This window comes from Pseudomonas sp. PVC-5-1, from assembly GCF_057444345.1.
Genome location: NZ_CM172024.1, coordinates 20,692 through 32,498, shown reverse-complemented (window position 1 = coordinate 32,498; position 11,807 = coordinate 20,692). Strand labels below are relative to the sequence as shown.

The 11,807-nt window shown below is 63.9% G+C and carries 13 protein-coding genes; 6 read left to right on the top strand and 7 right to left on the bottom strand.

All coding sequences use genetic code 11. The features are described 5' to 3' along the window. Positions 1–6: 6 nt before the first annotated feature. Together aroE and hemF are read right to left on the bottom strand one after the other, a co-directional pair. Positions 7–831, bottom strand: coding sequence for a shikimate dehydrogenase (gene aroE / locus AC2T3R_RS00145; protein WP_085706005.1), 825 nt, complete (start codon positions 829–831; stop codon positions 7–9). Positions 832–856: 25 nt separating this feature from the next. Further along, positions 857–1,768, bottom strand: coding sequence for an oxygen-dependent coproporphyrinogen oxidase (gene hemF / locus AC2T3R_RS00140; RefSeq protein ID WP_104833667.1), 912 nt, complete (start codon positions 1,766–1,768; stop codon positions 857–859). A 134-nt stretch (positions 1,769–1,902) separates the two neighbouring features. Between hemF and AC2T3R_RS00135 the strand changes: the two genes are divergently transcribed. Further along, positions 1,903–2,880: an NADPH:quinone reductase gene (locus AC2T3R_RS00135; RefSeq protein WP_013970270.1), complete on the top strand. Its 978-nt coding sequence runs from the start codon at positions 1,903–1,905 to the stop codon at positions 2,878–2,880. A 159-nt stretch (positions 2,881–3,039) separates the two neighbouring features. Here the strand turns inward: AC2T3R_RS00135 and AC2T3R_RS00130 are convergent, their stop codons facing one another. The 3 genes from AC2T3R_RS00130 to dprA all read right to left on the bottom strand — a co-directional run bounded on the left by AC2T3R_RS00130 (position 3,040) and on the right by dprA (position 5,492). Then, entirely contained in the window at positions 3,040–3,351 is a 312-nt protein-coding gene (locus AC2T3R_RS00130; RefSeq protein ID WP_486744471.1) for a hypothetical protein, read from the bottom strand. Between the two features lie 443 nt (positions 3,352–3,794). After that, positions 3,795–4,352, bottom strand: a complete 558-nt coding sequence (tsaC, locus tag AC2T3R_RS00125; RefSeq protein ID WP_024087945.1) for an L-threonylcarbamoyladenylate synthase type 1 TsaC — start codon at positions 4,350–4,352, stop codon at positions 3,795–3,797. A 42-nt stretch (positions 4,353–4,394) separates the two neighbouring features. After that, the gene (gene dprA, locus AC2T3R_RS00120; protein ID WP_486744470.1) at positions 4,395–5,492 is read right to left on the bottom strand and encodes a DNA-processing protein DprA; all 1,098 of its coding nucleotides are present in this window, start codon (positions 5,490–5,492) and stop codon (positions 4,395–4,397) included. Positions 5,493–5,699: 207 nt separating this feature from the next. Between dprA and def the strand changes: the two genes are divergently transcribed. Genes def through AC2T3R_RS00095 form a run of 5 tightly spaced genes read left to right on the top strand, consistent with a single transcriptional unit; the run spans position 5,700 to position 10,229 of the window. Then, positions 5,700–6,206 (top strand): peptide deformylase, encoded by a 507-nt coding sequence (def, locus tag AC2T3R_RS00115; RefSeq protein ID WP_003260000.1) that lies wholly within the window; start codon positions 5,700–5,702, stop codon positions 6,204–6,206. Between the two features lie 60 nt (positions 6,207–6,266). Next, the gene (fmt, locus tag AC2T3R_RS00110; RefSeq protein ID WP_410951394.1) at positions 6,267–7,199 is read left to right on the top strand and encodes a methionyl-tRNA formyltransferase; all 933 of its coding nucleotides are present in this window, start codon (positions 6,267–6,269) and stop codon (positions 7,197–7,199) included. After that, the gene (gene rsmB, locus AC2T3R_RS00105) at positions 7,196–8,506 is read left to right on the top strand and encodes a 16S rRNA (cytosine(967)-C(5))-methyltransferase RsmB (protein ID WP_410951395.1); all 1,311 of its coding nucleotides are present in this window, start codon (positions 7,196–7,198) and stop codon (positions 8,504–8,506) included. The genes fmt and rsmB overlap by 4 nt, the downstream gene beginning before the upstream one ends. 23 nt (positions 8,507–8,529) lie before the next feature. Then, the gene (trkA, locus tag AC2T3R_RS00100) at positions 8,530–9,903 is read left to right on the top strand and encodes a Trk system potassium transporter TrkA (RefSeq protein ID WP_013970264.1); all 1,374 of its coding nucleotides are present in this window, start codon (positions 8,530–8,532) and stop codon (positions 9,901–9,903) included. Between the two features lie 11 nt (positions 9,904–9,914). Further along, a complete protein-coding gene (locus AC2T3R_RS00095; protein WP_015268437.1) occupies positions 9,915–10,229 on the top strand; it encodes a tetratricopeptide repeat protein in 315 nt (104 codons plus the stop codon). Positions 10,230–10,326: 97 nt separating this feature from the next. Here AC2T3R_RS00095 and AC2T3R_RS00090 read toward each other — a convergent pair whose 3' ends face one another. Further along, on the bottom strand, positions 10,327–11,214 hold the full coding sequence (locus AC2T3R_RS00090) for a lysophospholipid acyltransferase (RefSeq protein WP_003260003.1): 888 nt from the start codon (positions 11,212–11,214) through the stop codon (positions 10,327–10,329). A 41-nt stretch (positions 11,215–11,255) separates the two neighbouring features. Beyond that, positions 11,256–11,807: a DNA-3-methyladenine glycosylase I gene (locus AC2T3R_RS00085; RefSeq protein WP_486744469.1), complete on the bottom strand. Its 552-nt coding sequence runs from the start codon at positions 11,805–11,807 to the stop codon at positions 11,256–11,258.

Genomic DNA, 11,807 nt, shown 5'->3' with positions numbered 1-11,807 from the left:
ACAATCTCAGCCGCGAGCCAGCTGCCGGCGCAACTCAGCCAACACTGGCGCCGTATCCGGCCGCACCCCACGCCAGATAAAGAACGCCTCAGCCGCCTGCTCAGCCAGCATCCCCAGCCCATCCAGCACCTTGGCCGCCCCCAGCTTCTCGGCCCACTGGCAAAACGGCGTAGGCTCCTTGCCATACATCATGTCGTAGCAAACCGTGCGCCCCGCCTCGACCAGGCTGTCGGCGATCGGCGGCAACTCACCGGCCAGGCTCGCCGAGGTGGCATTGATGATCACATCCACCGGTTCCTGCAACCAGGCAAACCCGCTGGCCACCACCGGCCCCAGCTCATCGAATTCACGCGCCAGCTGCTCGGCCTTTTCCACGGTCCGGTTGGCAATCACCAGCGACTGCGGCTTGTGCGCCAGGATCGGCTCCAGCACGCCACGTACCGCGCCACCAGCACCCAGGATCAGAATGCGTTTGCCCGCCAGCTCGACCCCGGCATTCACCGTCAGGTCGCGCACCAGGCCAGCGCCATCGGTGTTGTCGCCCTGCAGGCTGCCATCGGCCAGCTTGCTCAGCGTGTTCACCGCGCCAGCGCGCCGGGCACGCGGGGTCAGGCTGTCGCACAGGCGGAAGGCCTCTTCCTTGAACGGCACGGTGACGTTGCCACCGCGGCCTTGCTTGAAGAAGCCGCGCGCGCAGTCACTGAACTCGTCCAGCGGCGCCAGCAGGGTGGCGTATTCCAGGTCCTGGCCGGTCTGTTCGGCGAACAGGCGATGGATCAGCGGCGACTTGCTGTGGCCGATGGGGTTACCAAAAACGACGTACTGGTCCATGACGGCTCCTTGATTGTCCACAGGCTTACTGGCCGAGCCAGTCGCGGTCCTGCAGGAAGTACTCGGTCAAGCGCGCTTCTTCACTGCCGGGCGCGGCCTTCCAGTCGTAGCCCCAGCGCACCTGCGGCGGCAACGACATGAGGATGGACTCGGTGCGGCCACCGGACTGCAGGCCGAACAGGGTGCCACGGTCGTAGACCAGGTTGAACTCCACGTAGCGGCCACGGCGGTATTCCTGGAACTCGCGCTGCTGCGGGGTGTAAGGGGTGTCCTTGCGGCGCTGGATGATCGGCAGGTAGGCGTTGACGTAGGCGTCGCCGATGGCGCGGATGAAGGCGAAGCAGGTGTCGAAGTCCCACTCGTTCAGGTCATCGAAGAACAACCCACCAATGCCGCGTGGCTCGCCACGATGCTTGAGGTGGAAGTAGCGGTCGCACCAGGCCTTGTAGCGCGGGTACACGTCGGCGCCGAACGGCGCGCAGGCCTGCTCGGCCACACGGTGCCAGTGGATGCAGTCTTCTTCATTGCCGTAGTACGGAGTCAGGTCGAAGCCGCCGCCGAACCACCAGACAGCCTCTTCACCTTCCTTTTCGGCGATGAAGAAGCGCACGTTGGCGTGGGAAGTGGGCACATGCGGGTTGTGCGGGTGGATCACCAGCGACACGCCCAAGGCCTCGAAGCCACGGCCCGCCAGCTCGGGGCGGTGAGCACTGGCCGACGGCGGCAGACCGGCGCCGAACACGTGGGAGAAGTTGACCCCGCCTTTTTCGATCACCTTGCCATCGCCGATCACCCGCGTGCGGCCCCCGCCACCGGCTTCGCGCACCCATGCGTCCTCGACGAAGCGGGCGCCGCCGTCTTCTGTTTCGAGGGCAGAGCAGATGCGGTCTTGCAGGTCGAGCAGGTAGGCTTTCACGGCCTCGGTGCGGCTAGTCATCGGGTCACCAGGAACGGGCAGGGAAGAATTCGCCGCGTAGCATACCACCCCCAGCCCGCGCGCCGCAGTTGACGGCGATCAAGCAAAGGCGTCCGATAGAAGGTCTTTCCCGACCCATACGACAGGAGTGCGAGATGGCCAAGCGTATCCAGTTCAGCCAGCATGGCGGCCCGGAAGTGCTGCAGTTTGTGGAATTCGAACCAGCCCCGCCAGGGCCACAGCAGGTGCGTGTACGTAACCATGCGATCGGCCTGAACTTCATCGATACCTACTTCCGCAGCGGGCTGTATGCACCGCCATCCCTGCCTTCAGGGCTGGGCACTGAAGCGGCTGGCGTGGTCGAGGCCGTGGGCGAGGGCGTGACCCGGCTGAAAGTGGGTGACCGCGTGGCCCATGCCGGCGGCCCGTTGGGCGCGTACAGCGAGGTGCATACGCTGCCGGAAGCCAACTTGGTGAAGCTGCCCGACAACATCAGCTTCGAGCAGGCAGCGGCGGTGATGCTCAAGGGTTTGACCGTGCAGTACCTGCTGAAGCAGACCTATGAGGTGAAGGCGGGTGACGTGATCCTGTTCCACGCAGCAGCTGGTGGTGTGGGTTCGTTGGCGTGCCAGTGGGCCAAGGCCTTGGGCGCCAAGCTGATCGGTACCGTGAGTTCTGCCGAGAAGGCCGAGCGGGCCAAGGCGCTGGGGGCTTGGGCGACCATCGACTACAGCCGTGAAGACGTGGCCAAGCGGGTGCTGGAGCTGACCGACGGCAAGAAATGCCCGGTGGTGTATGACGGTGTGGGTGCCGACACCTGGCTGACCTCGCTGGATTGCCTGCAGCCGCGCGGGTTGATGGTGAGCTTTGGCAATGCCTCGGGGGCTGTGAGCGGGGTGAACCTGGGAATTCTGGCGCAGAAGGGTTCGCTGTATGTGACCCGGCCCACGTTGGCGACCTATGCCAACAATGCCGAGAATACCCAGGCCATGGCCGATGACCTGTTTGCGATGATTGGTAGCGGCAAGCTGGTTGTGGATATCCAGCAGCGGTATCCGCTGAGTGAGGCGGCCAAGGCACAGGCGGAGCTGTCGGCTCGGCGGACTGTGGGTTCCACAATTCTGCTTCCTTGAGTTCACTCCCACAGGTACTGCGTCGGCGTTGAATACAGCGCTATCCCTGTGGGAGCGGGCATGCCCGCGAAGCAAGCACCGCGGTGCATGGCACCGGCTGCGCCGGTGTTCGCGGGCGCGCCCGCTCCCACAGGTACTGCGTCGGCCTTGAACAGGGCGCTATGCCTGTGGAAGACGGGTGGTTGGTATCGACTCGATACCATCGAGAATCGCCTCCACCAATCCCTCTGCCAATTCAATGGAATGCAGGCTCGACCAATACATGCCACGGCCTTCTTCGCGCAGATACTCAAGGGCTTTCGAGCCCGTTTCGTAGGCGCCTCGCAGATACAGAGCTACATGAACCAAGGCGTCCTCGGCGGAAATGTTCGGGTTTACGGTGAATAGGGGGTCGTGGCCGGCATCGCAGCGGCCGAAGGGGCGGGTGGAGGTGCAGGGTAGTGGTGGATTGGGGACTATTTTCTTGATCATTGGAAAATGCTCCTCATTGCCGCCACCAATCACTACCACGTGAATGGGTGGCAACTGTACGCGAGGTGGTAGACCCGGGCATTTTCCAATCCAGGCAGGCTCGAAAGCCTCCCACGCACAGCCGCCATAGACTGCCATGGAAAAAATGCATCCGGGCTACCACACCCGATCGCCAAGGTATTCAGCGACGGATGAAGCCTAGAGGCACTGGTTCCCACTGAGAAGGTGATGGCAGGGGACGCGGCTTGTAGGATATTTCCCAAGCCGCAAGCTGGACAGCCATTCGAGACAAAATCAGAAAAATCTGCGGGGATCCGGGGCCGCTTTGCGGCCCAATCGCCGGCAAGCCAGCTCCCACACCAACCGCGCCGATTTCAAGTCATGTGCAGTACCTGTGGGAGCTGGCTTGCCGGCGATCGAGGGCAAAGCCCTCGCCAGCGATATCAGCCCGGACGAACGACTTCGCCAGTCACCAGGTCACGGATCACACTCGGGTTCTTCCGTCCACCCAACGCCCCCCCCAGCACCAGATCCAGCTGACCATGGAAGTACTGCTCCACCCGCAACCGGGTCTTAGCCGCCGGGCGCCCGCCCGGGTTGCACGAAGTGGAAATCAACGGCCCCACCAAAGCACACAGCTCACGTACCACCGGGTGGTCACTGACCCGCAGTGCCACGGTGTCATGTTGCCCGGTAACCCATTCGGGCAACAGGTCCTGGTGCGGCACCAGCCAGGTGTTCGGCCCCGGCCAGGTGCTGCCCATGCGGTCGATCCAGTCTTCGGGGAAATCCTCAAACAAGAAGTCGAACTGGCGGATGTTGTCGGCTACCAGGATCAGGCCTTTATCCACAGGCCGCGACTTCAGCGCCAGCAGGCGATACACCGCGTCCTCGTTCCACGGGTCGCAGCCCAGGCCCCAGACCGCTTCTGTCGGATAGGCGATCACTGCGCCCGCCCGGATCTCACGTGCGGCTTGTTGCACACGAAAACTGCTCACCATTTCTGTTACTCCGCCTATATACCTTGCTTGTGAGCAGTGTACTTAGCCCGCGCGGGCAAACCAACGCCCGGCTTCATTGCTGACCCGGCCTTCCAGCTCCAGTTCGGTCAGCTGCGCCAGCACGTCGGCCAGCGGCAGCTCGCTGCAGTGGGCCAGGCTTTCGCTGGTTTGTGGCGCAGCGTGCAGCAGGGCGAGCAGGGGATGGTCGAATTTATCCACAACCGCAGGCGGCAGGTTCTGCCAGCCCTGCAGGCTTTCCAGTATCTGCTCCACGCTCTCCACCAGCAGCGCGCCGTCACGGATCAACTGGTGGCAGCCTTTGGCCCCGGGGTGGTGGATGGAGCCCGGTATGGCATACACCTCGCGGCCTTGCTCGGCAGCCAGGCGTGCGGTGATCAGCGAACCACTGGCCAGGCTTGCCTCGACCACCAGCACGCCCAGCGACAGGCCACTGATGATGCGATTGCGCCGCGGGAAGTTGCCAGGTAGCGGCCCGGCATCCAACGGGTACTCGGAAACCAGCGCGCTACCGTTGTCGATCATCGCTTGCGCAAGCGATTTGTGGCGCTGTGGATAAAGTTTTTGCAACCCCGTACCGAGCACGCCAATCGTGCCCCCGCCAGCCTGCAATGCGGCCCGATGAGCGGCACCGTCGATGCCCACGGCCAAGCCGCTAGTAATGGTGAAACCGGCCTGCGCCAGGTAGCGGGAAAATGCCGCAGCAGTGTCGAGTGCTGGGGGTGAAGCACGCCTGCTGCCCACAATTGCCAGCTGTGGGCGCTCGAGCAAGGCCGGGTTGCCAGCGACGAAAAGCAGTGGAGGGGCATCGTCGATTTCCGCCAATAGTGGCGGGTAGCCAGGGCCATCCCACATCAGTAAATGCTGGCTAGGGCGCTCTAGCCAGGCCATTGCGGCCAGTGCACCCTCGCGAACTTCGGCACTGCGCCAGGCATCGATGGTGGCCTGGGGTATGCCCAATGCGCGCCAGGCGCCGGCGGGTGCACACAGTGCCGAAGAGGCACTGCCAAAAGCCTCAAGCAAGGTGTTAAAGCGACGCAATCCCGTCTCCGGCAGCCGGTGCAGGCGTAATCGGGCCTCCAGTTCGGCAGGCGGAAGAGGCGACGAATGGTAGGTCTGCATGGGGATCATCCTTGATCGAAACGGGGCCATCGACGTGGCACAAACTGTGGATAACTTTGTTGATAACGCTTTGACAACCTGTCCATCGAATGGGCAATAAGCTGGCCCTGAAAACCCTAGACGAGCTTTCACAGGTGCTGAAATCCTCGTTTCCCTTTATTATGTGTGCTCAGTTTTCAACCGAACGCACAGTGACTGCCTGACCTTATGGCCATCTTGAACATTCTCGAATTCCCGGACCCGCGCCTGCGCACCATCGCCAAGCCGGTGACGGTGTTCGACGACGCCCTGCGTCAGCTGATCGACGACATGTTTGAAACCATGTACGAAGCCCCTGGCATCGGCCTGGCCGCCACCCAGGTCAACGTGCACCAGCAGGTCGTGGTCATGGACCTCAGTGAAGACCGCAGCGAGCCGCGCGTCTTCATCAACCCCACGGTCGAAGAGCTGACCCACGACATGGGCCAGTACCAGGAAGGCTGCCTGTCGGTACCTGGCTTCTACGAGAACGTCGACCGCCCGCTGCGTGTGCGGGTGAAGGCCCAGGACCGCGACGGCAAGCCATACGAGCTGGAGTGCGAAGGCCTGCTGGCGGTGTGCGTGCAGCATGAATTCGATCACCTCAACGGCAAGCTGTTCGTCGACTACCTGTCGCAGCTCAAGCGCGACCGGATCAAGAAGAAGCTGGAAAAGCAGCACCGCCAGCAAGCCTGATCCCCACCTTCCAGAAGGCTTGCTCCGGCAAGCCTTTTTCTTTTTTGAAGCGAGAACTCCATGCGCATCGTCTTTGCAGGCACTCCAGAGTTTGCCGCCGAACACCTCAAGGCCCTGCTCGACAGCCCGTACGAGATCGTGGCCGTCTACACCCAGCCCGACCGCCCCGCTGGCCGTGGCCAGAAGCTGATGCCGAGCCCGGTCAAGCAACTGGCTGTGGCCCATGACATCCCGGTGTTCCAACCGCCGACCCTGCGCAACGCCGAAGCCCAGGCCGAACTTGCGGCGCTGAAGCCGGACCTGATGGTAGTGGTCGCCTACGGCCTGATCCTGCCGCAGGTGGTGCTGGATATCCCGCGCCTGGGCTGTATCAACAGCCATGCCTCCCTGCTGCCACGCTGGCGCGGTGCCGCACCAATCCAGCGCGCCGTGGAAGCCGGCGACGCCGAGAGCGGTGTGACCGTGATGCGTATGGAAGCGGGCCTGGACACCGGCCCGATGCTGCTCAAGGTGGTCACGCCGATCAGCGCCGAGGACACCGGCGGCAGCCTGCACGACCGCTTGGCCGAGATGGGCCCGCCCGCAGTCGTACAAGCCATCGCCGGCCTGGCCGATGGTTCGCTGCAGGGTGAAGTGCAGGACGATGCCCTGGCCACCTACGCGCACAAGCTGAACAAGGACGAAGCGCGCATCGATTGGAGCCGCCCGGCCGTCGAGCTGGAACGCCTGATCCGTGCCTTCAACCCGTGGCCGGTGTGCCACAGCACCCTCGATGGCGAAAGCGTGAAAGTGCTGGCCGCCAACTTGTCCACAGCGATAGGCAACCCGGGTGAGATCCTCTCCGCCAGCAAGGACGGCCTGGTTGTCGCCTGCGGTGACCAGGCACTGAGCCTGACCCGTCTGCAACTGCCCGGCGGCAAGGCACTGAACTTCAGCGACCTGTTCAACAGCCGTCGCGAGAAATTCGCCAGCGGCAAGGTGCTGGGCCAATGAACCCACGTCTCGCCGCCGCCCGTGCCCTTGCCGCTGTACTCAGTGGCAAGGCCTCGCTGAACAGTTCGCTGCCAGCGCAACTGGACAAGGTCGATGAACGCGACCGCGGCCTGACCCAGGACCTGGCATTCGGCACCGCGCGCTGGCAGCCACGCCTGGACCTGCTGGCGGCGCAGCTGCTGCAGAAGCCGTTCAAGGCCGCCGATGCCGATGTGCAGGCGTTGCTGCTGGTCGGCCTGTACCAGCTGTTCTACAGCCGTATCCCGGCCCACGCGGCCATCGGCGAGACCGTCGGCTGTGCCGACAAGCTGAAGAAACCGTGGGCCAAAGGCCTGCTCAATGCCGTGCTGCGTCGCGCCCAACGCGAAGGCGAAGAATTGCTGGCCGGCATGGAGCGCGACCCGGTGGTACGCACTGCCCACCCGCGCTGGCTGCAGAAGTCGCTCAAGGCCTTCTGGCCAGAGCAGTGGGAGGCCATCTGCGCCGCCAACAACGCCCACCCGCCGATGATCCTGCGGGTCAACCGTCGCCACCACAGCCGCGATGCCTACCTGGCACTGCTGGCCGAGGCAGGCGTTGGCGCCAGCGCCTGCCAGTACAGCCGTGACGGTATCGTGTTGGCCGAAGCCTGCGATGTGCGCGGCCTGCCAGGCTTTGCCGAAGGCTGGGTGAGCGTGCAGGACGAAGCCGCGCAGCTGTCCGCCGACCTGCTGGAACTGGCCCCCGGCCAGCGCGTGCTCGACGCCTGCTGTGCACCGGGTGGCAAGACCTGCCACCTGCTGGAAGCCGAAGCCGGCCTGGCCCACGTGGTGGCCATCGACCTCGAAGCCAAGCGCCTGACCCGCGTGCGCGAGAACCTCGACCGCCTGCAATTGGACGCCGAGCTGATCGCCTGCGATGCCCGCAACACCGCCAGCTGGTGGGACGGCAAGCCGTTCCAGCGCATTCTGCTCGATGCCCCCTGTTCGGCCACCGGCGTGATCCGCCGCCACCCTGACATCAAGCTGACCCGTCAGGCCGACGACATCCCGGCCCTGGCCACGCTGCAAGGCGAGCTGCTCGATGCCCTGTGGCCGACCCTGGAAGTGGGCGGCATGCTGCTGTACGCCACCTGCTCCAGCCTGCCGACCGAGAACACCGAAGTGATCGATGCCTTCCTTGCCCGCACCCCGGGCGCCCGTGAGCTGGACCTGGCCACCGAAGCCGGCCTGCGCCAGCCCCACGGCCGCCAGTTGTTGGCCCAGGAAGGCGGCCACGACGGTTTCTACTATGCCAAGCTGATCAAGATCGCCGCCTCGCGCGGATAAGAACAAAAGGTAGGGAGTAGCGGATGAAGATCATCATCCTCGGCGCAGGACAGGTAGGCGGTACGCTGGCGGAGCACCTGGCCAGCGAAGCCAACGACATCACCGTGGTCGACACTGACGGCGACCGCCTGCGCGACCTGGGCGACCGCCTGGATATCCGCACCGTGCAAGGCCGCGGCTCGCTGCCTACGGTGCTGCGCCAGGCCGGTGCCGACGACGCCGACATGCTGGTGGCGGTAACCAACAGCGACGAAACCAACATGGTCGCCTGCCAGGTGGCCTATTCGCTTTTCCACACCCCGACCAAAATTGCCCGGGTGCGCGAGTCGGCCTACCTGACCCGCGAAGAGCTGTTCGACAACGACCATATCCCGGTCGACGTACTGATCAGCCCCGAGCAGGTGGTGACCAACTACATCAAGCGCCTGATCGAGCACCCGGGCTCGCTGCAGGTGATCGACTTCGCAGAAGGCAAGGCCCAACTGGTGGCAGTGAAGGCGTACTACGGTGGCCCGCTGGTAGGCCAGCAACTGCGCCAGATCCGCGCGCACATGCCCAACGTCGACACCCGCGTGGCGGCCATCTTCCGCCGCGACCGCCCGATCACCCCGCGGGGCGACACGGTGATCGAAGCAGACGACGAAGTGTTCTTCATCGCCGCGAAGAAGGACATCCGCGCGGTGATGGGTGAGCTGCGCCGTATCGACGAAACCAACAAGCGTGTGGTCATCGCCGGTGGCGGGCAGATCGGCGAACGCCTGGCCGAGGCCATCGAAAGCCGCTACCAGGTGAAGATCATCGAGATGAGTCCGGCCCGTTGCCGACACCTCTCCGACACCCTGGAAAGCACCGTGGTGCTGCAGGGCAGCGCCTCGGACAAGGACCTGATGCTGGAGGAGAACATCGCCGACGCCGACATCTTCCTGGCCCTGACCAACGACGACGAGGCCAACATCATGTCGTCGCTGCTGGCCAAGCGCCTGGGCGCCCGCAAGGTGATGACCATCATCAACAACCCGGCCTATGTCGACCTGGTGCAGGGTGGCGACATCGACATTGCCATCAGCCCACAGTTGGCCACCATCGGCACCCTGCTGGCGCACGTGCGCCGGGGCGACATCGTCAGCGTACACTCGCTGCGCCGCGGCGCGGCCGAGGCGATCGAAGCGGTGGCGCACGGGGATTCGAAGTCGAGCAAGGTGGTCGGCAAGGCGATCGAAGACATCGCGCTGCCACCGGGCACCACCATCGGCGCGATCATTCGTGACGAAGAGGTGATGATTGCCCACGACGACACCATGATCGAATCGGGCGACCATGTGATCCTGTTCGTTGTGGATAAAAAGCATATCCGGGATGTGGAGAAGCTGTTCCACGTCGGCTTGAGTTTCTTCTAGGAGCACAGGGCATGCGCGAATCGCTGGAGAAGATGCTGGCCAAGGGTGTGGATAACCCGTTGTTGAGGTTCGGCCTGGGCAAGGCCTGGCTGGACGAAGGCAATGGTGCTGAAGCGGCGGTGCATCTGGCACGGTGCGTGGAACAGGACCCGAAGTACTCGGCGGCGTGGAAGCTGCTGGGCAAGGCGCATCAGCTGCAGGGTGACCTGGCGGCGGCGCGCAAGGCCTGGGAGGAGGGGATCGTGGCGGCGCAGGCCCATGGGGACAAGCAGGCCGAGAAAGAGATGACGGTGTTTCTGAAGAAGCTCAGCAAGACATCAGGTTAACGCGGTCCCTGTGGGAGCGGGTTCACCCGCGAATGCGATGTTGGATTCACCGACGCATTCGCGGGTAAACCCGCTCCCACAGGGGACAGTGAAAATCTCAGTACCAGCGTGGCTCGCCAGCCGGGCGCTTCTTGAAGCGCTTCATGCTCCACATGTACTGGCTCGGGTACTCGCGCACATAGCGCTCGACCACCTTGCTCATCGCCGCCGCCGACACGGTCACGTCGGTGCTGTACATCTCTTCCGGCGCCGCCTCCAGGAACACCTTGAAGCCCGAGCCGTCAGGCAACCGCAGGGCATGCAGGAACACCCCAACCGCCTTGCCCCCGGCCAGCATGTTCGGAACGAACTTGCTGGTCAGCGCCTGGGTACCCAGGAACGGCACGAACACCCCGGCCGACTCCGCCGGCTCCGGGTCGGCAGGAATACCCACCTGACCACCACGGCGCACTTCCTTGATCACGCTGAGGATGCCTTCCTTGGTCGAAGGCGCCACGCGGTTGCCCATCTGCACCCGCTGCTCGCGCAGCAGGTCATCCACCGCCTTCAGCTTCGGCGGGCGATAGAAGATGATCGGTTTGCACTGGTTGCAGTAGAAGTGGTTCAGCACTTCCCAGTTACCCAGGTGGCTGGTGATGCCGACCACGCCCTTGCCCGAGGCCAACGCCTGCTCCAGCACTTCCAGGCCGTGCACTTCCTTGACCAGCTCCAGCGAGCGCTGCGGCGGCCAGATCCAGGCACAGGCACTTTCGACGAAGGATTTACCGATATCCTTCAACGCGCGGCCCACCAGCTGCTCGCGCTCGGCCGGGTCCATCTCCGGGAAGCACTTGGCGAGGTTGATGCGCACGACATTGCGCGAGCCGTTGGGGATCTTCCACATCAGCCAGCCGATACCGGCGCCAACGCGCTGCACAGCGCCCCAGGGCAGCTTGGCAAACAGGCGCAGCACCCCGACCATCAGGGCGCCCTTGAACTTTTCCACAGGCGAATTCCTTATTTCAGCAAGGCGCGCATTGTAACCCCTCAGCGCAACAAGGCGGCGTAGCGATCGCAATCGGTGGTGTGGTCCATGACCATGCCGGTGGCCTGCATGAAGGCATAGCAGATGGTAGGGCCAACGAACGTGAAGCCGGCTTTCTGCATGGCTTTGCTCATCGCCTTGGCTTCATCGGTAACCGCTGGCACCTCGCTGCGGCCAGTGAAGTGGTTGATCTTCGGCGCACCACCGACGAATGACCAGAGCCAGTCGGCGGGGTTGTCCACAGCCAGCCAGGCCTGGGCATTACGCCTGGCAGCCTTGAGCTTGAGGCGGTTGCGGATGATGCCGGCATCCTGCATCAGCTCCTCGATGCGTTCGTCGCTCATGACGGCGAGTTTCACCGGATCGAAGCCGTGCATCACCTCGCGATAACGCTCGCGTTTACGCAATACGGTGATCCACGAAAGCCCCGCCTGGAACCCTTCGAGCAAAAGCATCTCGAACAGCAACGCCGGGTCACGCTGGGGTGTTCCCCATTCCTGGTCGTGGTAGGCCTGGTACAACGGATCGTCGGTACACCAAAAGCAGCGTGGCAT

Coding starts and splice junctions, on each gene's coding strand:
- aroE (WP_085706005.1), bottom strand. CDS start 831: ATGGACCAGTACGTCGTTTTTGGTAACCCCATCGGCCACAGCAAGTCG.
- hemF (WP_104833667.1), bottom strand. CDS start 1,768: ATGACTAGCCGCACCGAGGCCGTGAAAGCCTACCTGCTCGACCTGCAA.
- AC2T3R_RS00135 (WP_013970270.1), top strand. CDS start 1,903: ATGGCCAAGCGTATCCAGTTCAGCCAGCATGGCGGCCCGGAAGTGCTG.
- AC2T3R_RS00130 (WP_486744471.1), bottom strand. CDS start 3,351: ATGATCAAGAAAATAGTCCCCAATCCACCACTACCCTGCACCTCCACC.
- tsaC (WP_024087945.1), bottom strand. CDS start 4,352: ATGGTGAGCAGTTTTCGTGTGCAACAAGCCGCACGTGAGATCCGGGCG.
- dprA (WP_486744470.1), bottom strand. CDS start 5,492: ATGCAGACCTACCATTCGTCGCCTCTTCCGCCTGCCGAACTGGAGGCC.
- def (WP_003260000.1), top strand. CDS start 5,700: ATGGCCATCTTGAACATTCTCGAATTCCCGGACCCGCGCCTGCGCACC.
- fmt (WP_410951394.1), top strand. CDS start 6,267: ATGCGCATCGTCTTTGCAGGCACTCCAGAGTTTGCCGCCGAACACCTC.
- rsmB (WP_410951395.1), top strand. CDS start 7,196: ATGAACCCACGTCTCGCCGCCGCCCGTGCCCTTGCCGCTGTACTCAGT.
- trkA (WP_013970264.1), top strand. CDS start 8,530: ATGAAGATCATCATCCTCGGCGCAGGACAGGTAGGCGGTACGCTGGCG.
- AC2T3R_RS00095 (WP_015268437.1), top strand. CDS start 9,915: ATGCGCGAATCGCTGGAGAAGATGCTGGCCAAGGGTGTGGATAACCCG.
- AC2T3R_RS00085 (WP_486744469.1), bottom strand. CDS start 11,807: ATGCCACGCTGCTTTTGGTGTACCGACGATCCGTTGTACCAGGCCTAC.